Origin of the sequence: Pseudofrankia sp. EUN1h (assembly GCF_001854645.1) — a bacterium.
GTDB classification, from domain to species: Bacteria; Actinomycetota; Actinomycetes; order Frankiales; family Frankiaceae; genus Pseudofrankia; species Pseudofrankia saprophytica.
The window spans coordinates 44,947-70,808 of the sequence record NZ_MBLN01000049.1; the positions used below are offsets into that span (position 1 = coordinate 44,947).

Below are 25,862 nucleotides of genomic sequence, written 5' to 3' on the forward strand. Positions count from 1 at the left end.
TCGTCGGCGGCGCGCAGCCGGGTGTCCAGGTCGGTCATGCCGACATCGTCGGGTCGAACGCGACCTTCACCGCGCCGAGCCGGCCGGCGGACAGCGCATGGTCCAGTGCCTCCCGCCAGCGCGCCAGCGGGTAGACCGCCGAGACGACCCCGTCCAGCGGCGCGGACGCGGCCAGCTCGAACGCCCGGCCGAAGTCGGACCGGGCCCCTGCCGCGCCGTCCACCCCGGCCGCCGCGCCCGAGCCCGCCGTCTCCAGCTCCGGCCCGGCGCCGGTGGCCGCGTCCGCGGGCCGGCCGGTCCGGCCCGACGACGCGTAGGTGCCGACGAGCTCCAGCTCCCGGTACCACAGCGGCGTCAGGTCCACCGACCCCGACGGCACGCCCGACAGCACGACCCGCCCACCCGCGCGGGTCACCCGCAGCGCGGTCGACAGCGACGACGACGAGCCGGCGCAGTCGACGGCGACGTCGACCCCGCCGAGCAGGAACGGCCCGCCGAGCTCCGGCTCGGCGCGCAGCGCCCTGGTCGCGCGGCGCACCCCGCCGAGCGCGTCCGACGGGGACAGCACCTCGTCCGCGCCGAACCGCCGCGCGAGCTCCACCTGGCGGCGGTGCTTCGCGACCACGGTGATGTGCGCCGCCTGGGTGTACGCCCGCAGCGCCAGCAGCGTGAACAGGCCGACCGCCCCGGAACCGATCACCAGCACCCGGTCCCCGGGAGCCACCCTCGCCCGCCCGGCGGTGTGCACCGCGGTGGCCAGCGGCTCGACGAGCACGGCCCGCTCGTCGGTCAGGTCGCCCGGCACCGGGTGCAGCTGGCTGTGGTGGGCGACCAGCGCCCGCGCCCAGCCACCGCCGGTGTCCTTGCAGTACCCGGTCTGCAGCCCCGGCGACAGGTGCCCGACCGTCACCCGGTCGCAGCGGCTCGTCAGGCCCGCCGCGCAGTGCGCGCACGGTTCCAGGCCGCGGGCCGCGCAGCCGAGCACCGGGTCGATGACGACCCGGCTCCCGGCCTTGTAGACGGTGCCGTCGGGCAGCGCCGCGTCGGACTGCAACGTGCCGACGACCTCGTGGCCCGGCGTGAACGGCATCGACACCAGCGGCGAGAAGTAGAACGACGACTGGCCGGTGACGGTCGCCAGGTCCGACCCGCAGATCCCCGACAGCGTCGGTCGCACCGTCACCCAGCCGCTGCCTGGCAGTGCCGGGTCGCCCTTGTCGACCAGCCGCAGCGGCGCGGCCGACGTCGCCGCCGCCCCCGCCAGCGACGGGACCCTGCTCGAGAGGACCCGGGCCGCGGCGTAGCGCGGCATCGACCGGTACAGCTCCAGTCCGCGGCTCACCGCGCACCCCCGTCCCGCCCGGCGGCACCGGCACCGGTGCCGACGCCGGTGAGCGTGGCCGCGGCGGTGCGGGCCGCGTGGAACAGCGACCGTTCCCGCAGCGACGGGACGACCGCCCGCGGCTCCCCGGGCGTCGACGGCCACTCCTCGACCGCCCAGCCGTTCGCCTTCGCCAGGCGGAACAGTGCCAGGTCCGGGTTGACCGCCACCGGGTTGCCGACCGCCCGCAGCATCGGGATGTCCGACTGCGAGTCCCCGTAGGCCCACGACGACGACAGGTCCGCGCCGACCCGGCCCGCGAAGTGGTCGAGGAACGCCGCCCGGGCGTCCCCGACCAGCGGCGACGACGCCAGCTTCCCGGTCAGCAGCCCGTCCGCGCCGACCGTCAGCTTCGAGGCGACGACCTCGTCGAACAGCGGCGCCAGCGGCCGGACCAGGAAGTCCACCGACCCGGTCAGCAGCACCGTGCGATGCCCCGCCTGCCGGTGCGCCCGCACCCGGCGGATCGCCGCCGGCTTCACCCGCCGCAGCAGGATGTCACCCGCCACCTCGTCGATGATCCTCGCCAGCTCCTCCGGGTCCGCGCCCTTGTACCGGGCGTACACCGACCGGATCAGATGTCCCCGGTCGGTGCGCTCCGCCCGCAGGAAACGCGGCAGCACCGCCCCGAGCCCCGCCAGCTCCCGCGCCCGGCCCGCCGGCGCCTCGTCCGCGAGCCGCAGCCACAGGTACGACTCGATCACCGTCGAGGTGACCAGCGTCCCGTCGAGGTCGAACACCGCGAGCGCGTCCGGGTTCGCCGGCAGGTTCACGCCGCTGCGCTTGGGCGGCGCCGGGTCCCGCGGCCTGCGCAGGATCGCGGTGACCGCCGGGAAGTGCACCTCCTGCAGGTAGTGGTACCAGTCGTAGCAGGCCGGGTCGAAGTTGAAGTCGGCCTGGTCGGCCTCGTCGAGGCCGTCGAAGAGCGCCTTCGTCGCGTCGTCGACGTAGACCAGCTCGGCCTTCGTGTACGCCCGGTAGATGTCGGCGTAGCGGCGCAGGAACCCGACCCGTGACTCGAACCGGTCGAACTCCTGCGCCCAGCGGCGGACCTTCTCCGAGCGCGGGGCGTGCTCGAGCACCCGGCCGGCGACGGCCGCGACCCGCTCACCGTTGCGCAGCTTCGCCTCGGCCGCCCTCGCCCCGGCGAACGGCCACTCGGGCACCGCGATCGGTCCGCGGCCCCGCTTCGGCAGCGGATGCTCCTGGAAGTACTCGTGGACGTGCTCGAACAGCTCCCGGAACAGCAGCGGGTTACGGAACCCGGAGCACACCGTGTAGTACGCCGGCTCGGCCGCTGGCGGCGTCTGCGCGGCGGCGGCGAGGATCGCGTTGACGACCAGGTCCACCGGGATGATGTCGATCGTGGCGTCCGGGGACGCCGGGAAGTCGGGGAACTCGCCCCGGCCGTAGGCGAGGATCAGCGGCTCCGCCATCTTGAAGCCCTCGATCCACCCCGGGAACGGCCGCGCCAGCGCCGACTCGATGATCGAGGGCCGGACGATCGTCAGCGGCAGGTCGCCGTGGGAGTCCTCCAGGCAGCGCTCCGCGAGCGCCTTGGTGAACGTGTAGCAGTCCGTCCAGCCGAGTACCTGCGCCCGCTCCGCCCCGGAGCGGACCAGCCGGTCACGCACCCACTGGCGGCGGCGGTCCTCGGCGTCCCGCGACACCGACTGCGCCCCGGCGCGCAGGTGCTTGGCCTGCGCCTCCGCCAGGAACTGGGCCGAGCGCTCCGGCGTACGCGACGCGTCCTCCGCGRCCTGGCGGGTACGGCCGGCGGCGGCCTTCTCCGCCACCCAGTCGACGTCGTGCGCGAGCCGCCCCTCGGCGATGTGGCCCGAACGCAGCCCGGCCACGTACGCCGTCGACACGTGCACGATGTGTGGCGACGCGCCACCGGCGCGGGCCGCGCGCAGCAGCTCCTGCACGCCGCCGATGTTCGTCGTGAACCCCTCGTCGACCGGCGGGTCGAACGACACCTCACCGGCGCAGTGGATCACCAGGTCGACGTCGGCCGGGATGTCCGGCATCGACGCCAGGTCCCCGTCGACGACCTCGACCCGGGCCGCCAGCTTCTCGACGGCCCCCTCGCCCACCTTCTCCCGCAGTGCCTTGAACGCGGGCTTGCGCAGCTGGCGCCGCAGCCGCGACGCCCCGTCCTGCCCGCCGCGGGGCCGTACCAGCGCGACGACCCGGGTGTCCGGGAAGTCCGACAGCAGGCGCTCCAACAGCGCCTCACCGACGAATCCCGTCACCCCGGTCATGTACACGCGCCTACCCGCGAGCCGCTCGCGCAGCCCCACCCGTCACCTCGTCTCTGCTCCGCTTCGTCGTGCACGCGCTCCGGCGCCGTCGTCCATCCCCTCCGACGACACCTCCGCGCGCACTCCTTCGCTCCGTGACTACCGCACCGACTCATCCGCTGGGCAACGGTAGGCGGCGATGGACCCACAGGCGGTGTCCTGGCCGAATCATTCGCGCGCGCGTGCTGCCCGAGCCGGAGTATGACTGGTCAAACTACCGGCCCACCGACCTGGCGGCGCCGGCACCCGGCCGCCGCGCCGCCAGCCGCGCCGTCAGCCGCCCCGACGGACGCCCGGCCCGATGCCCGGCACCCGCAGTCTGTACCGCGGGCGCCCACCGATCCGGTAGGCCCGCGCCGACCGGGCCCAACATCGCCGCCCCGCCCATCTCGGCCGGCTCCTCTTGCCCCGGTGTGGGCGATATCTCCCGGCCCCGGGCGGTGGCCGCGCCGTCAGCCGGCGGCGGCGGTGGTCGCCAGGGCGCGGGCCAGCCTGGTCGCCGCGGACGTGAGGCCCCAGCGTTCGGCCAGGGCCAGCACCCGGTCCGGGTCGGCCGGGGCAGCGGGCAGCGCGGTGCGCAGCGGGGGCAGCTGCACGTCCGGCACGACCCGCACGACCACCTCGGCCCGGTCCAGGTAGTCGCGGGCGGCCTCCAGCCGTCGCCGGGCCCCGGCCGGGAAGCCGTCCTGCTGGCCGGCGTCCAGCGCGGCCAGCGCGCCGGCGAGCGACCCGAACCGGGTCAGCAGCGCCGCCGCCGTCTTCGCGCCGATTCCCGCCACCCCGGGCAGCCCGTCGGACGGGTCGCCGCGCAGCGCCGCGAAGTCGCCGTAGGCCCGGCCCGGCACGCCGTAGCGGGCGGCCACCGCCGCCTCGTCGACGAGGGCGAACTTCTCCACCGAGTAGCGGACCCGCACCGGCACGTCGTCGCGGATCAGCTGGAACAGGTCCCGGTCGCCGGTCAGCACGTCCACCGGCCCCGCCCAGCCCCCCGCCGGCGGCCCCTGCCCCGGCGCCGGGTCGCGGACGGCCCAGCCGTCGCCGCCGTAGGGGAACCGGGTCGCGAGCGTGCCGATGACGTCGTCGGCCTCGAACCCGTCGGCCTCGGCGCGGGCGATGCCGAACGCGTCGAGCATGTCGTCGATGACCGGCAGCTGCGGCGTCAGCTCGTCGGGCACCTCCTCGACCTGCACGCCACCGTCGCCACCCGCGCCGGCCTCGGCCCCGCCGCCGTCGACGACCGGGGCCACGGGGGCGACGGGTACAGCCGCCGGCGCCGCGGCCGGTTCGAGCACCTCGGCGACCCGGTGCGCCTTGTACGACGCGACCAGCTCGACGCGGAACGCCGGGCGCCAGTCCGCGTCGAAGCAGCAGACCAGGTGCCGCGGCCGAAGGTCCAGGATCTGGCGGGCGAGCACGTCGAGCAGCCCCCGCACCGCGTTCACCGGCGTCCCGTCCGGTGCCGTCACCGACCGCGGGACGCCGTAGAACGCCCGGAAGTACAGCGACGGCGTGTCCAGCAGCGCCAGCCCACCGCCCCGCTCTGTCCCATCCACACCGCCCACCCTGGCATGGCCCACCGACAACCCGACAGCCCCGCCCGGTACGGACACACCCAGGCGACGCCCCGACCTCTCAGCCAGACGCCGCGCCTTTACCACATCCCGCTGGTTGCGTCACCCCCGGTAGCCTTCCACGTCTCCACGCATGCCTCCCACTAGCCCATTGGTGCCATCGCGCGAGGCAACTTCCTGACAGCCGCGGGCGTGGTCCAACGGCCGGCCGCTGGACCACGCCGCACCCGGCGGATCACCGGTGAACGGGCCGTCCGGCCAGGCCCTACGCTGCCCCTCGTGCTGGAAGATCTCGACCGCCACATAGTGCGGCTGTTGTGCAACGACGGGCGGATGAGCTTCACCGACCTCGCCAGGACCACCGGGCTGTCCGTGTCCGCGGTCCACCAGCGCGTCCGCCGCCTGGAACAGCGCGGCGTGATCACCTCGTATGCCGCGCAGGTCGACGCGGCGCTCGTCGGCCTGCCGCTGACCGCGTTCATCTCGATCAAACCGATCGACCCGTCGCAGCCCGACGACGCCCCCGACCGGCTGCGCCACCTCACCGCCATCGAGGCCTGCCACTCCGTCGCCGGCGAGGAGAGCTACCTGCTCAAGGCCCGCGTCGCCGCCCCCGCCGACCTGGAGACCCTCCTGCAACAGGTCCGCGCCGCCGCGAACGTCTCCACCCGCACCCTCGTCGTCCTGTCCACCCCCTACGAGGGCCGCCCCCCGGCGCTGTAGCCAGCCCTCCAGGCCCCGACCGCCGGTGCCCGCCGGCAGTGCCGACGGGCCGGCGGGGGCGGCGGGCTCAGAACCCGGACGGGCAGGAGCGGAACACCTGGGCCATGCCCCCGCAGAAGCTCAGCTGGGTCACCTTCCAGCCGCTCGGAGTCAGCACGAACCGGACATCGTTCGCGACAGGCCCGTCCAGCCCCGGCTCGTCCGGATAGCTGATCTTCACCTCGGCGCCGGCGTCCCGCGGGCTGAGGAAGACGACAGGCCCGACGGCGACCACCCGGACCGTGGCACTGGCCGTCGGCTCCTCCGACAGCCCCTTGTCCACGGACAGCCGGGCCCGGCCGTCGGTGTCGTCGACGGCGTCGAGCATCGCCAGCCCCGTCGACCCGTCGAACGCCCGGCGCGCGGCGGCTTGGACCCCCGCCACCGCCGAGCCCGGATCGGCCGGACCGGGTGGCGGCGGGCCGAGCGTCAGGTTCCGCGCGATCCGCAGCACGACATCCAGGTCCGTGCCGTTGACGCCCACCTCGACACGCGCGTTCTCACCGTCGATACCGTCGAACCAGTGCACGCCCCACGCGAAGTCCGGCTGGGGCCCGGGGAGATGCACCAAGGTCGCTGGGTGACCCGCGACCGTCACGTCCTCGTAGGTCACCCCCGTCTTGGCCGTCGTGCGCCGCTGTTCCTCCGGGGAAGGCCGATGCACCTGGCCGCGGCTCACGCCGACCTGGTACTGCGGCCCGTCGAGCCGGACCTTGTCCGCGGCGCGCACGGCCGCGACGTCGGACTGCGTCGCGAACCTCGCCGTCTGTGAGGCGAAAGCTGGCACCACCCGCCCGCTGGAGTCCCGCACCTCGCCGCCACCCGCGCCGAAGATGTCGCCGGTCTTCACCATGCCGTCGGGCAGCCAGCCGATCGTCACCCCGAACACCGCGGCCGGCCCCGTCGGTCGCTCGCCGGGCACGGCCGAGGACGGCCGGGCCGTCGACGCGACGACCTCCTCCTGGCCCGTTCCGGCCCCGCATCCCGGCAGGGCGACCATGGCGACAGCGGCCGCCACGGTCACGCCAGCCCACGCCCGCCGACGAGTCCCGGCCAGCCGTTCGGCGCTCGGCCTCGCGCCCACATTCGGCATCTGTTCGTCCCCTTCCGCCGCCTTCCGTGCCCTCAAGACGCGGCCGGACCCGGCCACGCTGACACCCTTCGCCGCGCCCCGCCGGGCATGGCAGCGGAGGGCGCGCTCAGCAGGCCAGCGACAGGGCCGGGACCTGCAGGGAGGCGATGTTGTCGCAGTAGCTGGCCCGGGTGACCTGCCAGCCTTCGGTGCCGCGGGCCACCGTCACCCCGATGGGCAGTGCGTCGGTACCGAGCGCCGTCGGCACCGTCGGGTCGGTGAACGACAGCAGCACGCTGGCCTGGACCGTGTCGGCGTCGACCCGGGTCATCGTGTCGACCGTGGCCTTCAGGGTGCTGGCGAGGCCGGGGAACAGCCGGGCCGTCTTGGCCCGGACCGTGAGCAGGTCCGGGCCCTCCTGCAGCGCGGCGGCCCACCGGTCGTCCGGCGTGCCGGCGGTGTAGACGGCCTCGATCGCGGCGCGCGCACTGGCCGCCGTCGCGGCGTCGACCGGGACCGGCGCCGCGCCTGGCGGCGTGTAGCCCGCGAGCGTGGGCATCGTGCCCAGCACGATGCCGTCGGCGATCCGGTGCGCCACCGCCGTGTCGGGATAGCTCGGCCCGTTCAGTTCGACCGACAGCACGATGCCGGTCGCGTCGACCCATTCCAGCGCCGTCTGGTAGCGGCTGGCTGCCGGCGGCGAGGTCGGCTGGCCGGACGGCGGCGAGGCGAACTGGGCCTCGGTGGCCGTGTCATGGCGCAGGACGAGCGCCGGCCGGCCGGCGACGGTGTCCGGCGTGACGTCGACGTTCCCGCCGCCGCCCTCCACGAACGAGTCGACGCTCTGCCTCATCGTGTGCACGTTCGTGGTGGTCTGCGACCGCCAGGTCACGGTCACCCAGGCCGCCGACGGGTTGGCGTCGGACCGGGCGTCGGTGGTGGCGAACAGGCTCCCGAACGTCGTCGGGTCGGCCGCGACGACACGGCGGGTCAGGTTCCCGGGAAGGCTCCCGGCCTGGCCCGGCGGCAGACCGTGCCCTGCGCCATCGACGGGGCCGTAGGCGGCGGTGTTCAGCTTGTGGGTCAGCCCGTCGGGCAACCAGGTCACGGAGAAGCCGCCGAAGGAGAACACAGGGGTCCTGGCGGGGACGACGCTCGCGCCTGTCCGCCCGGAGCCGGCCAGCAGGCCGACGGGAACGCCCACGCCGACGGCGACGAGGACGGCGAGTGCCGCGGCACCGGCGACCCGTGCCCGGTTGCGGCGGCGGCGGGCGCCGGCGCGGACAGCGCCGGGGAACGCCGGGGCGAAGACGCGCTGGGGCAGCTCGGTGGGCAGGGCACGCAGCCGCGTCCGCAGATCGTGGTCGGTGATGCTCATCGCGTGTCCTCCTTCGTCGCCTGCGCGGCCGTCGCCACTGGCGCCGCCGTCTGGGAGCGGGGTTCGTTCGTCAGGATGTCCGGCGCGCCGGGCGGTGCCATGGCGCGTACACGGCCCGAGACCACCGCCGGGTCCAGGGCCCGCAGGTGCTCGCTGGCCCGCAGTTTCGCCAGGCCGCGGGAGGCCTGGCTGCGTACCGAGCCCAGTGAGCAGCCCAGGGCGGCGGCGACGTCGGCCTCGGCCAGGTCGTCGATGTAGCGCAGGACGACGACGGCGCGCTGCCGCGGGGGCAGGGCGCGCAGGGCGCCGACCAGGCTGTCACGCTGGGTCATCCGGTCGGCGTGGTCGGGGCCCGTCGAGGCCACGTCGGCGGTCCATTCGCCGTCGACGACCAGCGGCACCTCGCTGACCCGGGCCCGCAGCCGCCGCCAGCGGCTGGTGGCGCCGTTGACCACCGCGCGGCGCAGGTAGGCGTCCTCACGGCCGGCGCCGATCTTGTCCCAGCGCAGGTAGACCCGTTCGAACGCCCCCTGGACGAGGTCCTCGGCGGCCGCCCAGTCGCCGCCGGTCAGCAGAACCGCGCTCAGCAGCTGCCGGTTGGCCGTCCTGGCCACGAACTCCTCGAAAGCCCGCTCATCATCCGCACGCACCCTCGGCTCCCCGCCTGTGTCCGTTCTGTCGCAGTCCAGACGCGCCAGCCGCGGCCCACGATGAGCCAGGGCCTCCTGAGCCGCACACGGCGGACGAGCAGGGCGGACGGCGCGCGGTCTCAGCCGGTGCCGCACGCCGTGGACGACCAGACCCGGGCCAGGGCGTGGCAGTAGCTCACAGCTGTGATCTTCCAGCCGTCGGCGGTGTCGACGAACCGCGCCGCCTCGTCCAGCTGGCCGGTCTCCTCATCGCCGGGAGTGGTGATGACCGGCCGCCTCACCGCGGCCTCGGTGTCGTTGAGGAAAACCACGTCGGCGTCGTCGAACTCCGCTGACCGGACATTCCGCGCGCCATCCGGGTCCGCCGCGAGCGCCTTCTCCAGCGCCGGTCGCAGGCGTGCCCCGTCGGCCACAGCGGCCAGGGCCTTGGTTCCGGCCGGGCTGTCGAAGGCGGCCCGCGCCGCCGCGCGTATCTGGTCGACAGCGGCGGGCCGGTCGGCCGGCCCGGGCGGCGGGCCGACGACCGCCGCGCGCGCGATCCGCAGCACCGTGGCCTGATCCGCCCCGAGAACCTCCACCGAGGTTCGGTCGCCGCCCGGTCCGTCCACCACCCAGTACACGAGGTACCAGCCGTTCTCCGGGTAGGCGGCCAGCAGCGCGGGCCGGGGGCCCACTGTCGTGGATGTCACGACCGAGGACGGCGGGCCCGCCTCGACCGACCGGCGCAGCTCCTCCAGGCTGCGCAGCCGGTCACCGTCACCGGAGCGGGTGACCGTCACCGTCACGGTTTCGCGCGGATCCTGCGTCCCCTCCCCGGTCTCGGGCCTGGAGAACCCGGCCTGATACACCCACCACTGGCGGTACGGAAAGTCCTGCGAGGTGCGGGCATAGTCGCCGCGCTGAGAGATCACGCCGTCCGGCAGCCAGCCGAGGGACACCCCGTAGACGGTCGCCCGCACCCCCCGCGCCCCGCCCGCCGCCACCACCGACACACGGTCGTCGTCGCGCAGTACCCGGGGCAGTGCCGTCACGCCGGCGGCGACCAGTGCCACGGCCACCGCGACGGTGACCCCGGCCAGCACCCAGCGCCGCCGCGGCGCCGACCGGCCACCCCACCGATGCCGATGCCGCCCGGCGCCGGCGACGACCGCGGCGCCGGCGGTCGCCGGCAGCTGGATGCCGCGGGCGGCCGCGCCGAACCCGGCCCGCAGGTGACGCTCGAACTCGGCGACCTCCGCGGGATCGGCGCAGGCCGTCGGACTGTCCGTCCTGCTCACAGGGACACCCCCTTCATGGGCACGGGCCGCGCGGACGCGGGCTGGACGTGTCGCGCCGGCGCCGCCCCGGACGGCGGCGCGGGGGGCAGTGCCGCTCCGGCCTCCGGGCCGAGCAGCTCGCGCAGCCGGGCCAGCCCCCGGGCGGCGTGGGTCTTGACGGTGCCCGGGCCGCAACCGAGCTCCGCGGCGATCCGCGCCTCGGACAGGTCGTCGAAATAGCGCAGCACGATCACCGCCCGCTGCTTCGCGGGCAGCCGGCGCAGTGCGCCGAGCAGGTCGTGGCGGTCGGTGGCCTGGCCGGCCTCGTCCGCCGGACTGGCATGCTCGGCGCCGTCGCCGGGAACGGCCGACCAGTCGACCAGTTCCTCCCTGGCCCGGCCACGCCACCGGAACCTGCTCGTCGCGGCGTTCACCAGGGCACGGCGCAGGTAGCTCTCCGGCTCGTCGACGTCGTCCCAGCGCCGGTAGGCCCGCAGCAGGACGTCCTGCAGCAGGTCCTCCCCGGCGTACCGGTCACCGGTGAGGAACACCGCGGTGCGCAGCAGAGCCGTCCCGCGGTCGGCGACGAACAGTTCGAACGACCGGTCGTCGCGGCGCGGCCGGCCGCCACCGTCCGGCATGTGCGTCCCCTTTCGCCGTTCCATCCCTCCCTCAGACGCCGCCGAGGCCGCCGCGGTGGACACACCCGCCACTCGCCGTGGTCTCGTCCAGCGCAGCCGGCCACGGCGCGGGCCTCAACCGTCCGGTTCATGATCGGGTGGGTTCTTCGGCGTCGTAGCGCCGAAGAACCCACCCGATCATGGTTGTGCGGCGGGGTCGCCACGGCGGACGGTCCGGGCGGCGGGAGACTCGGGGGCGTGACCAGCCGACCCGCGCCGCGGACGCCGGCCCGGCCGGCGCCGACCCGGCCCTCGGCCCGCCAGGACGAGCCCGGGCGCGCCGTGCTCTACCGCGGCGGCCATGTGCACAGCCCGGCGCACCCAGCCGCGACCGCGCTGCTGACCGTCGGCGACGTCGTCACCTGGGTCGGCGCCGACCCCGACGAGATCGGCGCGCCGGGGCCCGGCAGCGGCGTCGACGCGGTCGTCGACCTCGACGGGGCGCTCGTCACCCCCGCGTTCGTCGACGCCCACATCCACGCCACCGCCACCGGGCTCGCCCTCGGCGGCCTCGCCCTCGCCGCCGCGCCCACCCTGACGGCGGCGCTCGACGCCGTCGCCGCCGCGGCCCGCGCCCAGCCGGGCGCGGCGCTACTCGGCACCGGCTGGGACGAGACCCGCTGGCCCGAGCGGCGTGCCCCCACCGCCACCGAGCTCGAGGCGGCCGCACCCGGCCGGCTCGTCTACCTCGCTCGCGTCGACGGCCACACCGCCGCCGTCTCCACCGCCCTGGCCGCGGCGTCCGGCGCCGCCGGCCTGCCCGGCTGGCTCGGCGCCGGCCTGGCCCGCGACGACGCCCACCACGCCGCCCGCGTCCACGCCTACGCCACCATCAGCCCGTCCCAGCGCGCCGGCGCCTGGCGGCGGCTGCGGACCACCGCGGCCCGCCTCGGGATCGCCGCGCTGCACGAGATGGCCGGACCCGAGGTGTCCTCCGCCGATGACCTCGCCGCCCTGCTCGCCCACGCCGCCGCCGAACCCGGCCCCGCCATCCACGGCTACTGGGCGGGTGACCCGGCCGTCCTCGCCGACCTCGACCCCGACGGGCGGCTGGCCGTCGGCCTCGGCGGGGACCTGTTCGTCGACGGGTCGCTCGGCTCGCACACCGCCGCCCTGCGCGCCCCCTACGCCGACCGCCCCGGCCACCGGCCCGGCCCGATGCTCGACGCCGCCGCCGTCCGCGACACCGTGCTCACCGCGGTCGCCGCCGGCCGCCAGCCCGGGTTCCACGCCATCGGCGACGGCGCGCTCGACGTCGTCCTCGCCGGCCTGGACGCCGCCGCCGAGACCGTCGGCCGCGGCCCGGTCGCGGCCAGCCGGCCCCGGGTCGAGCACTGTGAGCTCGCCCATCCCGACCAGATCGTCCGGCTCGCCCGCGTCGGCGCCGTCGCGGTCGTCCAGCCGGCGTTCGACGCCGCCTGGGGCGGACCGGACGGCATGTACGCCGCCCGGCTCGGCGCGGACCGGGCCGGCGCGATGAACCCGTTCGCCGCGCTCACCGCCGCCGGGGTCAGCCTCGCGCTGTCCTCCGACGCGCCCGTCACCCCGCTCGACCCGTGGGGCGCCGTCCGCGCCGCCGCCGGCCACCACACCCCGGCGGCCCGCCTCGACCCGGTCACCGCGCTGCGCGCCGCCACCCACGGCGGCTGGCACGCCGCCCGCGCCGACACCGACGGTTCCGGCACCCTCGCCCCCGGTCACCCCGCCACCCTCGCCGTCTGGCACCTCCCAGCCGGCCTGGCCGGCGCGGCCGAACCGGCGAAGCCGGCCAGGCCGCCGGTGGCCGACCTGACCGGCCCGGACCCGGTATGCGCCCGCACCGTCCTGGCCGGCGCCGTTCTGTTCGACCTGTTCGGCGCAGGCGCCGATGGCTGACCACCCCCGCGAGCCCCTCCGGGGCCGTCCCGGCGTCCCGACCACCGAACCCCCGTCCGGCGTGGATACGTTGGTCTCATGTTGTGACTCCGGTTGTCGTCCGGACCGGGCCGCCGCCGCGTCCTGAGAAGGGACCCAGCCGGCGGAAGGGGACAGGATGCCCGACGGTGGCGCGGCGCCGCGCCGCGACGACCGGTCGTTCGAGGACTACGTGGCCGACCGCGGCATGACCCTGCTGCGCACCGCCGTGTTCCTCACCGGCGACCGGCAGGCGGGCGAGGACCTGCTGCAGGACGTCCTGCTGCGCACCTACCGGCGCTGGCGGCACATCGACGACCCCGACAGCTACCTGCGCCGGTCGCTGGCGAACGCCGCCGTCAGCCGGGCCCGGCGCGGGCTGAGAACCCGGGAGAGACTCGTCGACTGGGACGACCCCGGCGTCGACGAGCCCGCCGGGACCGCCGACGAGGCCAGCCAGGTCACCGACCGCCATGACCTGCTGAGCGCGCTGCGCCAGCTCACTCCCCGCCAGCGGGCGGTGATCGTGCTGCGCTACTTCGGCGACCTGTCCGAGGCCCAGGTCGCCGCCGAGCTCGGCTGCGCGCCCAGCAGCGTCAAGACCCACAACGCCCGCGGCCTGCTGCGCCTGCGCGCCCTCCTCGGCGCCTCGGCGCCCCCCCTGACCCCGTTGCTCGCGCCGTCCCCGCACCCGTCCTCGAAGGGAGCGACCACATGAGGGCGCCCGAACCGGCCGGCCAGGCCCCCGGGCCGGCCGAGCCCGCCGGGATGGCCGGGATGGCCGGGTTCGAACACCGCCTGCGCGCCGAGTTCGACGCCGCGGCGGCCGGCATCATGCCGCCCGCGCCGACCGGCGCCGCCGTCATCACCCGCCGCCGCCACCAGCGCCGGGCCGTGACCGCCGTGATCGCCGTCGCCGCCGCCGTCGCGCTCGTCACCGGCGGCGTCACCGTCCTGACCGGCGCGACCCGCCACGCCGCCCCGGCGACCGTCCCCGCGCACACCCAGCCCGAGACCCGGGTCCGCCTGTACGGCGTGACATTCGGTTGGCTGCCCCCGGGGGTCGCCCGCTACGACGACACCGTCACCGTCCTCGGCCCGACCTCCAACCAGGCCGGCGCCAGCGTCCGGACGGGACCGACGATCCAGCAGGAGCTCGGACTCGCCCCCGTCGCCGAGGTCGACCAGGCGCTGGCCGGCGGCGACCCGCCCAGCCCCGCGACCACCTACACCGTCGCCGTGCTGCGCGTACAGCCCGATCCGGCGACCGGCACGTCCCCCGAACCGGGCATCGAGCTGAGCCGCCAGTGGGACCGCTTCGAGATGTTCTCCCGTGACTGGACGGCGACCGAGGTCTATTCCCCTGGCATACCCGCCCGGTCCACGGTGCTCATCCGCCGCAACGCCCGGCCGTCCGGCCCGTCCTCCAGCCCGTCCGGCGACATCCCACCCGTGTCCTACGCCCTGTACGTCCACGTCCCGGGCGCCCCCGCCGGAGTGATCGTCACCGGTCCGGACCCGGACACGATCGGGCGGATCGGAGTCGCCGCCACCGTCGACCCCCAGCCAGCCGTCGCGCCGGCACAACGCGCCTCGGCCCTCGCCGGGATCCGCCAGGCCGCACGCGCCGCGTTCGACGGCCCCACCGGCGCCGCGATGCTCACCGCCCTCACCGCCCCCGACCAGGCACGCCCCGCACTGACCGAGGCCCTGTCGAAGCGGGGACCGCGGATCCACGACCTGCGGCTCGTCGGGCTCGGCGAGGTGGGCGACGACCGGCTGGGCGACGACCGGCCCGACCCGCAGTTCCTCAGCCCCACCGAAGCCGAGGTGACGGCGAGAATCGACCTGCTCACCGCCGACGGTCAGCGGCACGCGGCCATACCCGTCGACCTGCGTCTCGTCCTCACCGGCGGCCGTTGGAAGGTCACGACGGCGAGCTACTGCGCCGCGCTGACCCCCGTGCTGCGCTGCCCGACCATCCCCTGAGGGGCCGGCAGCTCTGATCCGGCCCACGCGGTGCCACCCACGACCACAAGAACAAACATGTGTCACAGAACGTTACGAACACCACGGTGAGTGTTCACGAGGGCGGCCGGGTGGCGCGGGTCGCCACAGGGACAGGCGGATCCGGACAGCGGGGGAGCGGGCCGCAAGGGGCACGGGGATGGGCAGGACGGGCACTCCCGCCCACCAGATCCGTTCTGTCCAGCACACTGGGACCGTGACACCGCCGTCCGCCGCCTCCGCGCGCACCGGCCCGCCACCTCCGGTCGAGTCCCGCCCCGGCGGCCCCGCGACCAAGGGAACGGCATCCGGCGTCGCCACCGTCCCCGCCCGGCCCCGGCGGCGACGCCTCCGGCCACCCAGGGCCGCGACGCTCGCCCGCGCCGTGGCCGCGCTCGCCGCCGGGGCCGGCCTCTACCTGGCGTTCCCGCCGGTGGGTGCCTGGCCGCTCGCGCCCGTCGCCGTCGCCGCCCTCACCCTGCTGGTGCGCGGCCGGCGGCTGCCGTCCGCATACCGGATCGCCTTCCTGTTCGGCCTGGGTTTCTTCCTGCCGCTGCTGCGGTTCGTCTCGTTCGTCGGCGACGACGCCCTCTACGCCCTGGCGATCGGCGAGGCCGCGATCCTCGCCGTCGTCGGCCCCGCGACCGTGCTCGCCCTGCGGCTGCGCGCCGGCTACGCCTGGGCCGCCGTCGCCTGCGTCTGGGTCGGCCAGGAGGCGCTGCGCGGCCGCGCGCCCTTCGGTGGCTTCCCCTGGGGCCGGCTCGCGTTCAGCCAGCCCGACGGGCCCTACACCCCGCTCGCCGCCGTCGCCGGCGCCCCGGCGATGACGTTCGCCGTCGCCGCCACCGGCGCGCTGCTCGCGCTCACCCTGCACACCCTCGTCACCACCGGCCGCGCCGCGCTGGCCGCCCACCTGCGCGTCCCCGACGTCACCACGCCCCCCACGGCCGTCCCCGTCGCCGTGCCCACCCAGCGACCCGGCGACGGCGACACCGACCGCCTCCCGGCCGCCGGCCGGCACCGCCGGGCGCTCGCCCTCGGCGCCGCGCTGCCCGCCGCCGGCATCGCGGCACTCGCCGCCGCCGGCCTCGCCGTCCCGCTGCCCACCGCGCCCCAGGACGGAACCCTGCGGGTCGCCGCGATCCAGGGCGACGTCCCCGAACCCGGCGGCCTCGACGCCCTCGGCGAGAAGTTCCAGGTCACCCGCAACCACGTCGACGAGACGCTGCGCCTCGCCGCCGACGTCGCCGCCGGTCGCACCCCCCGGCCGGACCTGGTCGTCTGGCCGGAGAACTCCTCCGACGTCGACCCGTTCGTCGACCGCCGCGCCGCGGCGCTGCTCGACGAGGCCGCCCGCGCGATCGGCGTCCCGGTCATGCTCGGCGCCGTCCTCGACGGCCCCGGCGCCGGCCACGTCCGCAACGCAGGCCTCGTCTGGACCGCCGACGGCTGGGCCGGCCAGCTCTACGTCAAGCACAACCCCGTCCCGTTCGCCGAGTACCTCCCCGGCCGGGCCATCCTGCAGAAGGTCATCACCCGGTTCGCGACCGAGATGCCCAGCGACTTCGTCCACGGCACCGGCCCCGCCGTGCTGCCCGCCGCCGGCACCACCATCGGCGACGTCATCTGCTTCGAGGTCGCCTACGACGGCAACGTCCGCGCCTCCGTCGACCAGGGCGCCCGCCTGATCGTCGTCCAGACGAACAACGCGTCCTTCGGCCGCAAGGGCGAAAGCCAGCAGCAGCTCGCGATGACCCGGATCCGTGCCGTCGAACACGGCCGGGCCACCATCCAGGTCTCCACCAGCGGACAAAGCGCCATCATCACCCCCGACGGCACCGTGCTCGCCCAGACTGGCCTGTACGAACCCGGGATACTCTCCGCCGAGCTGCCACTGCGCACCGGCCGCACTCTGGCCGACCGGGTCGGGGCCATCCCGGAGGCGGTCGCGACCGCCCTGGCGGCGGCGGCCATTATGACTGGGATCGCTACCGGGCGCCGGCGCCCACGGCCCGCCGGCCAAATCCCTTCCGGCGCAGGGCACCCCGGCCCCGGCGCCACCCCGCGGGACACCCCCGCCCCGCGGGCAGGCCACCGGCCCGACGGCYGTGGACCAGAAAGGAGCGGCGTGGACGCCCACCGGGTAGTCGTCTGCGTGCCGACGTACAACGAACGGGAGAACCTGACCCGCACCGCGCTGCGGCTCCGCGAGGCGAACCCGACCGTCGACCTGCTCGTCATCGACGACAACAGCCCCGACGGCACCGGCCAGATCGCCGACGAGCTCGCCCGCGAGGACGCGCAGATCCACGTCCTGCACCGCGCCGGCAAGTCCGGTCTCGGCTCCGCCTACGTCGCCGGTTTCTCCTGGGCGCTGCGCCACGGCTACGACGTCATCGTCGAGATGGACGCCGACGGCTCCCACCAGCCCGAGGAGCTGCCCCGCCTGCTGGCCCGGCTGAACACCGCCGACCTGGTCATCGGCTCCCGATGGGTCCGCGGCGGACAGGTCCGCAACTGGCCACGCAGCCGGCTCGTCCTGTCCCGCGGCGCGAACCTCTACGTCCGCGCCGCTCTCGGTATCCCGACGCGTGACGCCACCGCCGGCTACCGGGCCTACCGGGCCGAGGTGCTGCGGGCCCGTGACCTCGACGCGATCCAGTCGCAGGGCTACTGCTTCCAGGTCGACCTCGCCTGGACCGCCTGGCGCGGCGGTTTCCGCGTCGCCGAGGTGCCCATCACCTTCGTCGAACGCGAACGCGGCGCGTCCAAGATGAGCCGTTCGATCATCATCGAGGCGTTCTGGCGCACCGCGCTGTGGGCGCTCGTCTCCGGCCGCCGCGGCCCGGCGCCCCGCCCGGTACCCGCCACACCGGTCAGCGTCCCCGCGCCCGCCACCGAGCCGGCGCTCGTCGCGGCGACCGCCGCCACCCCGCCCACGCAGCCGACCAAGCCCACGATCGCCACGGGCGGCATCGCGATCAACGGTTCGGCCGCCAGCCCGGCGCCAGCCTCGGCCGCCACCGGCGGCGCCACGACGAACGCGGCGACACTGCCCGCTCGGGACGATCCCAGCCTGGCGCCCTGACCGGGCCGCGCCCCGCGGACAGCGGGCGGACCCGTCGCACCGGACAGCAAAAGGGGCGTGGCCTCAGCGCCACGCCCCTTGCTGCCGCGGCCGCCGCGTCGCGTCCGCTACTACCTGATGCACACTTACGTACTTACTCGCTCGCTCCGCTGACCCCTGCACAGGGCCGTGCCCGACGAAGAAGCCCCGAGGGTCACCCCCCGGGGCAGTCAGCTGGCCCGACCCGCCGGGCAGCCACCCCAAGGGATGGCCGACCACGGACGGCCTCGCTACCCGTCAGCTGGCCTGGCGGCTGTCCCCACGCAGGACGGCCAGCCGCTCCGCCAGGACCTCCTCCAGATCCGCCGTCGTCCGGCGCTCCATCAGCATGTCCCAGTGGGTACGCGGCGGCTTGGCCTTCTTCGGCTCCGGCCGCTCCCCGTCGAYGATCACCGACGCCTCGCCGCACACCCGGCACTCCCAGACCGAGGGCACCTCGGCCTCGGCCGCGAACGGCATGGTGAACTGGTGGCCGTTCGGACAGTCGTACGAAGCTGTCTGGCGCGGAGCAAGCTCCGTGCTGCGGTCGGTCTCGTAGGACACCGCGCCGAGACGGCTGCCCCGCAGAACGCGCTCGCCCATAGAACCCCTCCGAGCGTTGATTACCGGTGTCTCACTTCTCCGAACGTCGGAGCCAGCCGAGACGTTCCCACAACGGAAGGGTCGGTAACGAGACCGTGGCCACACTGCGTGTTCGCACGCTCACATCGATTGCACCGCAAGCCGGCAGCAGGACGCATCTCGGCCTACTCGCCCTCGGCCGCTGCGCCATCGGCGCCGCCGCGCTCACCCGCCCCGTCACCGCCCTGCGCGCCACCGGCGTCGACCGGGTGACCGCCGAGAGCACCGCCTGGGCCGCCCGCCTCCTCGGCGGCCGCGACCTCGCCCTCGGCGGCGGCCTCCTGCACGCCCTCGCCCGCCGCCACCCCACCAGCGGCTGGGTCTGGGCCGGCGCCCTGTCCGACACCGTCGACGCCGTCGTGCTGACCACCGCCGCCGCCCGCCGCCAGGTCTCCCCGGCCGCCGGCGCCCTCGCCGCCCTGCTCGGCGCCGGCGCCGTCGCCTGGGCCGCACCCGCCCTCACCGCCACCCCGGACGAGCCAGCCACAGCGGTCATCGACTAGCCCCACCGGGCTCACGGCTGGCCCGGCAGTGCCCCCGCGCCCTGGCTTGGCCATGGGCTTGATCGTCGGTCGTGTACCGGAATCCGAACGAGCGCGAGCTCGGAACTCGGATCGAGGTACACATGTGGCGATCTTCGTGCCAGTCACCAGGGGAACGTCACTGTGATCGGCACCAGGCACGCGGCACCGGCGCTCGTCGGACGTCGGACGTCGGACTAGGGAACCCCCCACAGCCACACCGTGCCGTTCTCCTCCCCGGTCGCGACGACGTTCCCTGGCTTCAGATCACGGTGGATCACCCCGGCCGCATGGATCGCCGTCAGCGCCGACGCGACCGCGAGCCGCTTGTGAGCTCCGCCGGCGGCAACGGCCCGTCCGTGCGCACGGCGGCGAACAGCGTCGGCCCGTCGATGAACTCCGTCACCAGATACGGCCGACACCCCGCAGAGCTGACGTCGATCACCTCGGCCGTGCGGAACCTGGCCACCCGCTGCGCCGACCGCGCCTCCGCAGGAACCGCTCCCGGAACTCGGGGATACGCGCCAGATCCGGCCGGATCACCTTCAACGCCACCAGCGGACCCACGCCGTCCAGCGCACCGCCCACGCCGGCGGCCTCGCCGGAACCGTCGGCGGCCCGGCGGCGTGCCAGCTACACGCTGCCCATGCCGCCGTCACCCAATCGGCCCAGCAGGTCATACGGACCCACCGACCTCGGGTCGTCCTCGTCCAACGGCAGGCCCGACACCACCGGCGAACCTCAACCCCCCGGGCCGCGAACGGCCCCGCCCTCGCGAACCGCCCACACGGCCACATCCGCACTTGATCACAAGAAGACCGACACCGGCCGTCCTGCGTGCTACCACTGACCTTCACCACCGACCCGGCGCCCTCACGAGGACCCAACCGCCCCCGACCCGGATCCGCGTCGGCGACGCCACACCACGGGAATGCCAGTAATGGCGGGACCGCTGCACCATGTGACGGTCGACGACCACGCCAGACACGCACTGGAGCAGTCCCGCCAGGACATCCGCGACCGTCAGCTACCGCCCGCCAGCCAAGGCCAGAAGATGGAGAAGCCGCGACGACGGCGCACCGCGCCGACACCCCGCGGGTACCCACAAACGGCAGGGCCACGGCAACCCGTCCCGACGACCGACGCGACGTCGTCCACCGACAGGAGCACCATGACCGACAGCCAGAGCAGCACCCCGCGCGCCGCCGACGAGAAGGTCGTACGCGACGACACCGAGTGGCGCGCCCTGCTCGACCCGTCCCGCTACGCCATCCTGCGCCAGGCCGCCACCGAGCGGCCCTTCACCGGCGCCTACACCTACTCCAAGGACACCGGCACCTACCTGTGCGGCGGCTGCGGCAACCCGCTGTTCACCTCCGACACCAAGTACGACTCCGGCTGCGGCTGGCCCAGCTTCTACCAGCCGATCACCGAGGGCGCCGTCGAGTACATCGAAGACCGCACCCACGGCATGCTGCGCACCGAGGTCCGCTGCGGCCGCTGCGGCTCCCACCTCGGCCACGTCTTCGACGACGGCCCAGCCCCCACCGGCCAGCGCTACTGCATGAACAGCCTCGCGCTCGACCTCGACACCACGACCAACACCACCTGAGCCCAGCCGCCCAACCACAGCAGCCCCTACACCAGCCTCGGCCCGGCGTCGCGCCCTTCGCCACCAGCACCCGGATCTGTGGACGGCCCGCCGGCATCCACAGCGGGGCTCGCCGGCACCGGCCCACCTCCACGCCAGTCCGTAGCGTGACCCACCGGAGGACCACACAGGCGCACCGACCCATCACCCGGCTCCCAGGACCCCGGAGCCGCGACCCGCCAGCCCGGCAACCCCGCCCGGCCGGCAACGCAGGGGGCGTTCCACCGCACAGCGGGAGACGCCAATGAGCAAGCACCGCGGCCCCCGGACCCGGCCGCGCAGCACCCTCACCATCACCCACGCCACCACCGGCCACACCCACGCCGCCAGAACCCACAACGCCACCCCGGCCGTCGGCCCCAACCGGCTCATCAACACCGAACACGAACTGGACCGCCTCTGCGACCAGTTCGAGCAGCGCTACACCGCCGTCCTGGACGCCACCATCGCCGAACACGGCTGGGCCCTCCAAGGAGTCGGCGACGACCCGTGCCTGCCGCGCCACGTCTACACCATTGGCCTGACCGGCTACGACCATCCCGAACTCGTCGTCGTGGGCCTGCGCACCCACCCCGCCGCGCACCTGCTCAACACCCTCGGCGAACAGGTCCGCGCCGGCACCCGCCTCACCGGCCGCCGCCAGTGCGCCGACTTCCCCGGCTGGCCACGCCTCGCCCTCCTCGACGTCGACCCGGGAGCCTCCGCCGACCTCCTCACGTTCGCYAACCGCCGCTACCAGCCCCCCGACGGCCCACCCGTCGACGCCCTGCAGATCGTGTGGTGCGACGCCACCGGCCAGTTCCCCTGGGAACCCGGCTGGGTCCTGCCCCACGACACCCAGCCAATCCTGTACTACCCCCTCGATCCCTTCGCCGCCCTCGACGACGAGGACGAGGACCGTCACCCCGCCACCGGCTGACCACCCTCGACCCCAGCGAACCGGTCTCCCGGACAAGGCGGCCCATCCCGCCGGGGGACCGGTCCCTACAGTGGCCGCCATGCCACGGACCGAGGCGACCCGCCTGCCCGAGCTGATGTCCCACGACCGCGCCGACCTCGACCGGCTGCTCGCCTCCACCGTCGTCGGCCACGTCGGGTTCATCGACGACGGCCACCCCGTCGTCCTACCCACCGCGGTCGTCTACTGGGACGACCAGATCGTCATCCACGGCTCGACGGGCTCCCGCTGGCTGCGCGCGATCGCCGCCGGCTGCCCCGTGTCGGTCTCCATCGCCGCCATCAACGGCGTGCTCATCGCCCGCTCCGCCTTCGAGTCGGCGCTCCTCTACCGCGGCGCCGTCCTGTTCGGCGCCTTCACACCCCTCACCGGCACCGACAAGGAAACCGCCCTCGACGTGCTCACCGACCGGATCATCCCCGGCCGCGTCGCCGAGCTACGCCGCCCCACCGCCAAAGAACTCGCCGCCACGCTGCTGCTCGCCATGCCGATCCGGCAGTGGTCGATGCGCATCCTCGACGACTGGCCCGACGACCCCGCCGACGACGTCACCGGACCCGCCTGGGCCGGCCAGGTCCGCTTCGGCGCGCCACCCCTCACCGTCCTCGACGCCCCCGACCTGCGCCCCGGCATCCCCGCACCCAGCTCCGCCATCGCCATCACCGGCATCCACTGACCCCCGGACCAGCAGACCACCAGCTCGCCGCGACCACCCAACGGCTCCGTATCCCCAAGCGGCTCCGCACCGGAACCCCGCCCGAGGTATCCCGCACATCGACGGGGGAGCGGCAGACCCGCCGGGGGACTATCGAACCGCCACACACCCGGATGTACGACCATCTCGCCGAAGGGGACACAGTGACCGACGACCCCTGGCACACCGAACGCCTCGACCTCGACGCCTACCTCACCCGCATAGGCGTCCCAGCCAGGCCACCGGCACGCGCCGCCCTCGACGAACTCCACGAGGCCCACGTCCGTACCTTCACGTTCGACAACATCGACGTGCTCCTCGACCAGCACCCCGGCATCGACCTCGACGCCGTCCAGGACAAGTTCGTCCGCCGAGGCCGCGGCGGCTACTGCTTCGAACACGCCACCCTGCTCGCCGCCGCCCTGGACCGCCTCGGCTACCACGTCGAGCGCCGCCTCGGCCGCGTCGGCGACCCCACCGCGCCCCGCACCCACTGCGTCCTCGTCATCCACGACCTCAACGACACACCACTGCTCGCCGACCCGGGCTTCGGACTGAGCCTGCTGCGCCCACTCCCACTCACCGACGGCGCCACCGACGACGACCACGCCGGCCTCGCCTACCAGCTCCGCCAGGTACCCATCGGCGACGGCCACGGCTGGGCACTGCACCGCTGGCGCGACGGCGACTGGGAACTCATGCACACCCACGACGAGCTCCCCGTCCACCCCACCGACCTACAGATCGGCCACCACTACACCAGCACCCACCCCACCAGCCACTTCCGCCACGGCCTCATGCTCACCCGACACGGCGACGGCCAGCACACCGCCATCACCCACAGCACCATCACCGTCCGCCGCCCCGGCCAGCCCACCGAACACCGCGACATCGACACCGCCGAGCTACGCGACCTACTCCGCCACCMCGCTGTCCCCCTCACCGACGACGAGGAACAGCGCCTCCTCGACCGCATCGCCGAACTGCGCGCCGCATCCCGCCCCTGACAGTCCGCAGACCGCCACAGACCGCCCGCTGGCCCAGGCTGACCGAAGCCGAAACTCCAGAACCCGGACCTGTGTCCCACCTCCAGGTCCCGACCCACGCCAGCTACTTGCAATCTTGGAAAGCACTTCTGCGCCCGACCCCGGCGAGGCCTCGGCGGCACTGGACGAGGCACTGCGGTCCCAGGCCAGGCTCACCGCCAACCTCCGACTCCCCAGCTGGTTCTTCGGATCCATCGCAGTGGCCATCGCCGGCCAGATCCTCACCACCGCGACCGGCCTCGTCATCGACTCCACACAGGCCCGAGCCGCCCTCGCAGCCGGGCTCCTGCTCTTCGCCCTCGTCGCCACAACCCAGGTCGCCCGGTTCCGCCGCACCAACGGCGTCTGGATACACGGCCTCGTCAGCCGCGTCGTCCTCGGCAGCGCCACCACCACGTCACTGATCTACGCAGCCGCCCTGGCAGGCTCGCTCTGGGCCGGCTACGCCGGCCACTGGTGGCTCAGCGCCGTGTGCGCCGCCGCCGGAGGCGCCGGCTACGCCGCCAGCGGGACACACTGGCTACGCCTCTACAGGACAGACCCGCAAACCAACACCCGGGCCGAGTCGCTGCGCTGGGCCGTCGCCGCGATCATCCTCGCGGTCACCGGGCTGCTTCTCCTCATCCTGGGAAGCTGATGCTCGGCCTCGACCCCCACCTACAGGCACCCGCACGCCTCAAACTCATGAGCCTGCTCGCCGCCGTATCCGAAATGGAGTTCTCCACCCTCCGCGACGAACTCGACGTCAGCGACTCCGTCCTGTCCAAGCACGTCACCGCACTCGTCCACGCCGACTACGCCCGCAGCCGAAAGGGCATCCACCTCGGCCGGCGCACAACCTGGATCTCCACCACACACACGGGCCGGGCCGCCCTCGGCGAACACGTCACCGCCCTGCGCGCCATCATCGCCGGCATCGACTGAGCCCCCGCCGACCCCGCGCCCCGCCGGAAGTGGGCGACCGTGCGGCATCCAGGCCGGGAACCCCACCCCCCGACCGTCGCCGCACCCGACGGGAGACCAAGACCCACCGGCGCCAGGGCCACGCCAACRGGGGAGCCAGTGCCGCCGTAGTCAGGTGGCCGCACTACCCACCCAACGCCACAGCAGGGCCTGAGACCGACACACCCCCGTCCACCGGAATGTCCACGGCCAGGACACCCGGACGGCCCAGGTCCTGGCCCTGATGGACCGTCACCCTCGCCGGCGGGGACACCAACCCCAACGCACGCAGATAGCCACCCAACGCCGCCGCCGCGGCACCCGTCGCCGGGTCCTCGACAACCCCACCCGGCGGGAACGGGTCACGGGCATGAAACGTCACCTCGTCCGCCCGCCACACAAGCTGCACCGTCGTCCAGCCCTCCACCGCCATCAGCTCCGCCAACCGGTCGAAGTCGTAGTCCAACGCCGCCAGCCGCCCCCGCGAACCCGCCGCAACGATCGGATGGAACGCCCCCGCATAACCGACCCGCGGTGGCAGTGCCGGATCGAGATCCTCCGGCGCCCAGCCCAACGCCGCCAGCAGCTCCGCCAACGACCCGGCCGACACCGGCGCCACCCGCGGCGGCACGCTCGTCAACGTCGCGACCACCCCCGCGTCCGTCACGGCCGTACCGACCTGCACCAGCCCCGCCGCCGTGTCGAAGACCAACCCACCCGTTCCGTGCCGATCCGCGTAGGCCACCGCCGACGCGATCGTCGCGTGCCCGCAGAACGGCACCTCCGCCTGCGGGCTGAAATACCGCACGTCGAACCGGCCGCCGCCCCGCCCGACCAGGAACGCCGTCTCCGAATAGCCGACCTCCGCCGCGATCCGCAGCATCTCCGCGTCGGACAACCCGACCGCGTCCAACACCACCCCCGCCGGATTCCCACCCTCCGGCGACGACGTGAATGCCGCGTACCGCAACACCTCGACGCCCGCGACGCCCGCCACCAGTACCAACTCCCATCCGCTCACGAGCTCCAACGACCAGATCCGGCCACCGCGCACGTCACCGAACACCACGCCGACGCCCGAACACGGTGCCACCAGTCGCACCCCGACAACAGCCAGCCAGCACCACTTCTCATCCCCGAACCCACCCCGAGCCGCATTCCGGTGCCCCCACAGTCCCGCGCCAGCGGCGACCACGGGTGAGAGCCCGAGCCGTCGGCGCGCCGCCAGACCGCCAGACCGACGCCCGTTCCCAACCGCGGAAAAAACCCCACGCCACCAGCGGTTTCGCCACTCTCCCCCAAGCGCCGATAAGGAACATTATGTCAAGTACAGGGGAGTAGAGCCGGAC

General features: G+C 74.7%; 22 protein-coding genes. 12 read left to right on the forward strand and 10 right to left on the reverse strand.

Features of this window, described 5'->3' with window-relative positions; translation table 11 throughout:
* Nucleotides 1-34: 34 nt before the first annotated feature.
* The 3 genes from BCD49_RS15055 to BCD49_RS15065 all read right to left on the reverse strand — a co-directional run bounded on the left by BCD49_RS15055 (nucleotide 35) and on the right by BCD49_RS15065 (nucleotide 5,237).
* Nucleotides 35-1,342 (reverse strand): zinc-dependent alcohol dehydrogenase, encoded by a 1,308-nt coding sequence (locus tag BCD49_RS15055; RefSeq protein ID WP_007518774.1) that lies wholly within the window; start codon nucleotides 1,340-1,342, stop codon nucleotides 35-37.
* Nucleotides 1,339-3,684, reverse strand: coding sequence for an HAD-IB family hydrolase (locus BCD49_RS15060; RefSeq protein WP_071041602.1), 2,346 nt, complete (start codon nucleotides 3,682-3,684; stop codon nucleotides 1,339-1,341). The genes BCD49_RS15055 and BCD49_RS15060 overlap by 4 nt, the downstream gene beginning before the upstream one ends.
* Before the next feature lie 452 nt (nucleotides 3,685-4,136).
* Entirely contained in the window at nucleotides 4,137-5,237 is a 1,101-nt protein-coding gene (locus BCD49_RS15065) for a 5'-3' exonuclease (RefSeq protein WP_007518780.1), read from the reverse strand.
* Nucleotides 5,238-5,537: 300 nt separating this feature from the next.
* Here BCD49_RS15065 and BCD49_RS15070 point away from each other — a divergent pair, with 300 nt between their 5' ends.
* A complete protein-coding gene (locus BCD49_RS15070) occupies nucleotides 5,538-5,978 on the forward strand; it encodes an Lrp/AsnC family transcriptional regulator (protein WP_198536141.1) in 441 nt (146 codons plus the stop codon).
* 67 nt (nucleotides 5,979-6,045) lie between these two features.
* Here BCD49_RS15070 and BCD49_RS15075 read toward each other — a convergent pair whose 3' ends face one another.
* From BCD49_RS15075 to BCD49_RS15095, 5 genes are all read right to left on the reverse strand, one after another.
* Nucleotides 6,046-7,110, reverse strand: a complete 1,065-nt coding sequence (locus BCD49_RS15075; RefSeq protein WP_007518785.1) for a hypothetical protein — start codon at nucleotides 7,108-7,110, stop codon at nucleotides 6,046-6,048.
* A 106-nt stretch (nucleotides 7,111-7,216) separates the two neighbouring features.
* The gene (locus tag BCD49_RS15080; RefSeq protein ID WP_007518787.1) at nucleotides 7,217-8,467 is read right to left on the reverse strand and encodes a hypothetical protein; all 1,251 of its coding nucleotides are present in this window, start codon (nucleotides 8,465-8,467) and stop codon (nucleotides 7,217-7,219) included.
* Complete coding sequence (locus BCD49_RS15085; protein ID WP_007518789.1) at nucleotides 8,464-9,117, reverse strand: SigE family RNA polymerase sigma factor; 654 nt, start codon at nucleotides 9,115-9,117, stop codon at nucleotides 8,464-8,466. The genes BCD49_RS15080 and BCD49_RS15085 overlap by 4 nt, the downstream gene beginning before the upstream one ends.
* A gap of 119 nt (nucleotides 9,118-9,236) precedes the next feature.
* Nucleotides 9,237-10,394 (reverse strand): hypothetical protein, encoded by a 1,158-nt coding sequence (locus BCD49_RS15090; RefSeq protein WP_007518791.1) that lies wholly within the window; start codon nucleotides 10,392-10,394, stop codon nucleotides 9,237-9,239.
* On the reverse strand, nucleotides 10,391-11,014 hold the full coding sequence (locus BCD49_RS15095; protein WP_051466301.1) for a SigE family RNA polymerase sigma factor: 624 nt from the start codon (nucleotides 11,012-11,014) through the stop codon (nucleotides 10,391-10,393). Before BCD49_RS15095 ends, BCD49_RS15090 begins: the two co-directional genes overlap by 4 nt.
* 237 nt (nucleotides 11,015-11,251) lie before the next feature.
* Between BCD49_RS15095 and BCD49_RS15100 the strand changes: the two genes are divergently transcribed.
* The 4 genes from BCD49_RS15100 (at nucleotide 11,252) to lnt (ending at nucleotide 18,041) form a co-directional block, all read left to right on the forward strand.
* The gene (locus BCD49_RS15100; protein ID WP_007518795.1) at nucleotides 11,252-12,928 is read left to right on the forward strand and encodes an amidohydrolase; all 1,677 of its coding nucleotides are present in this window, start codon (nucleotides 11,252-11,254) and stop codon (nucleotides 12,926-12,928) included.
* A gap of 157 nt (nucleotides 12,929-13,085) precedes the next feature.
* Entirely contained in the window at nucleotides 13,086-13,664 is a 579-nt protein-coding gene (locus tag BCD49_RS15105) for a SigE family RNA polymerase sigma factor (RefSeq protein WP_007518797.1), read from the forward strand.
* Complete coding sequence (locus BCD49_RS15110; RefSeq protein ID WP_007518798.1) at nucleotides 13,661-14,935, forward strand: hypothetical protein; 1,275 nt, start codon at nucleotides 13,661-13,663, stop codon at nucleotides 14,933-14,935. Before BCD49_RS15105 ends, BCD49_RS15110 begins: the two co-directional genes overlap by 4 nt.
* A 178-nt stretch (nucleotides 14,936-15,113) precedes the next feature.
* Complete coding sequence (gene lnt, locus BCD49_RS15115; RefSeq protein ID WP_241832330.1) at nucleotides 15,114-18,041, forward strand: apolipoprotein N-acyltransferase; 2,928 nt, start codon at nucleotides 15,114-15,116, stop codon at nucleotides 18,039-18,041.
* 276 nt (nucleotides 18,042-18,317) lie between these two features.
* Here the strand turns inward: lnt and BCD49_RS15120 are convergent, their stop codons facing one another.
* Nucleotides 18,318-18,662 carry an RNA polymerase-binding protein RbpA gene (locus BCD49_RS15120; RefSeq protein ID WP_071041603.1) on the reverse strand — a complete coding sequence of 115 codons (345 nt, stop codon included), beginning with the start codon at nucleotides 18,660-18,662 and terminating at the stop codon, nucleotides 18,318-18,320.
* A 95-nt stretch (nucleotides 18,663-18,757) separates the two neighbouring features.
* Between BCD49_RS15120 and BCD49_RS15125 the strand changes: the two genes are divergently transcribed.
* The 7 genes from BCD49_RS15125 (at nucleotide 18,758) to BCD49_RS15155 (ending at nucleotide 24,495) form a co-directional block, all read left to right on the forward strand.
* On the forward strand, nucleotides 18,758-19,204 hold the full coding sequence (locus BCD49_RS15125) for a hypothetical protein (protein ID WP_232794076.1): 447 nt from the start codon (nucleotides 18,758-18,760) through the stop codon (nucleotides 19,202-19,204).
* A 1,189-nt stretch (nucleotides 19,205-20,393) separates the two neighbouring features.
* Entirely contained in the window at nucleotides 20,394-20,834 is a 441-nt protein-coding gene (msrB, locus tag BCD49_RS15130; protein ID WP_007519382.1) for a peptide-methionine (R)-S-oxide reductase MsrB, read from the forward strand.
* Nucleotides 20,835-21,117: 283 nt separating this feature from the next.
* The gene (locus BCD49_RS15135; RefSeq protein WP_007519383.1) at nucleotides 21,118-21,792 is read left to right on the forward strand and encodes a DUF4262 domain-containing protein; all 675 of its coding nucleotides are present in this window, start codon (nucleotides 21,118-21,120) and stop codon (nucleotides 21,790-21,792) included.
* 79 nt (nucleotides 21,793-21,871) lie between these two features.
* Nucleotides 21,872-22,507 (forward strand): pyridoxamine 5'-phosphate oxidase family protein, encoded by a 636-nt coding sequence (locus BCD49_RS15140; protein ID WP_007519385.1) that lies wholly within the window; start codon nucleotides 21,872-21,874, stop codon nucleotides 22,505-22,507.
* 182 nt (nucleotides 22,508-22,689) lie between these two features.
* Nucleotides 22,690-23,532 (forward strand): arylamine N-acetyltransferase family protein, encoded by an 843-nt coding sequence (locus tag BCD49_RS15145; RefSeq protein WP_241832331.1) that lies wholly within the window; start codon nucleotides 22,690-22,692, stop codon nucleotides 23,530-23,532.
* A 115-nt stretch (nucleotides 23,533-23,647) separates the two neighbouring features.
* Entirely contained in the window at nucleotides 23,648-24,208 is a 561-nt protein-coding gene (locus BCD49_RS15150) for a hypothetical protein (RefSeq protein WP_007519388.1), read from the forward strand.
* Nucleotides 24,208-24,495, forward strand: coding sequence for a transcriptional regulator (locus tag BCD49_RS15155; RefSeq protein ID WP_007519390.1), 288 nt, complete (start codon nucleotides 24,208-24,210; stop codon nucleotides 24,493-24,495). The genes BCD49_RS15150 and BCD49_RS15155 overlap by 1 nt, the downstream gene beginning before the upstream one ends.
* Nucleotides 24,496-24,658: 163 nt before the next feature.
* Here BCD49_RS15155 and BCD49_RS15160 read toward each other — a convergent pair whose 3' ends face one another.
* Entirely contained in the window at nucleotides 24,659-25,534 is an 876-nt protein-coding gene (locus tag BCD49_RS15160) for a PhzF family phenazine biosynthesis protein (protein ID WP_425343345.1), read from the reverse strand.
* Nucleotides 25,535-25,862 lie beyond the last annotated feature (328 nt).

Coding starts and splice junctions, on each gene's coding strand:
- BCD49_RS15075 (WP_007518785.1), bottom strand. CDS start 7,110: ATGCCGAATGTGGGCGCGAGGCCGAGCGCCGAACGGCTGGCCGGGACT.
- BCD49_RS15080 (WP_007518787.1), bottom strand. CDS start 8,467: ATGAGCATCACCGACCACGATCTGCGGACGCGGCTGCGTGCCCTGCCC.
- BCD49_RS15095 (WP_051466301.1), bottom strand. CDS start 11,014: ATGCCGGACGGTGGCGGCCGGCCGCGCCGCGACGACCGGTCGTTCGAA.
- BCD49_RS15105 (WP_007518797.1), top strand. CDS start 13,086: ATGCCCGACGGTGGCGCGGCGCCGCGCCGCGACGACCGGTCGTTCGAG.
- BCD49_RS15110 (WP_007518798.1), top strand. CDS start 13,661: ATGAGGGCGCCCGAACCGGCCGGCCAGGCCCCCGGGCCGGCCGAGCCC.
- msrB (WP_007519382.1), top strand. CDS start 20,394: ATGACCGACAGCCAGAGCAGCACCCCGCGCGCCGCCGACGAGAAGGTC.
- BCD49_RS15140 (WP_007519385.1), top strand. CDS start 21,872: ATGCCACGGACCGAGGCGACCCGCCTGCCCGAGCTGATGTCCCACGAC.
- BCD49_RS15155 (WP_007519390.1), top strand. CDS start 24,208: ATGCTCGGCCTCGACCCCCACCTACAGGCACCCGCACGCCTCAAACTC.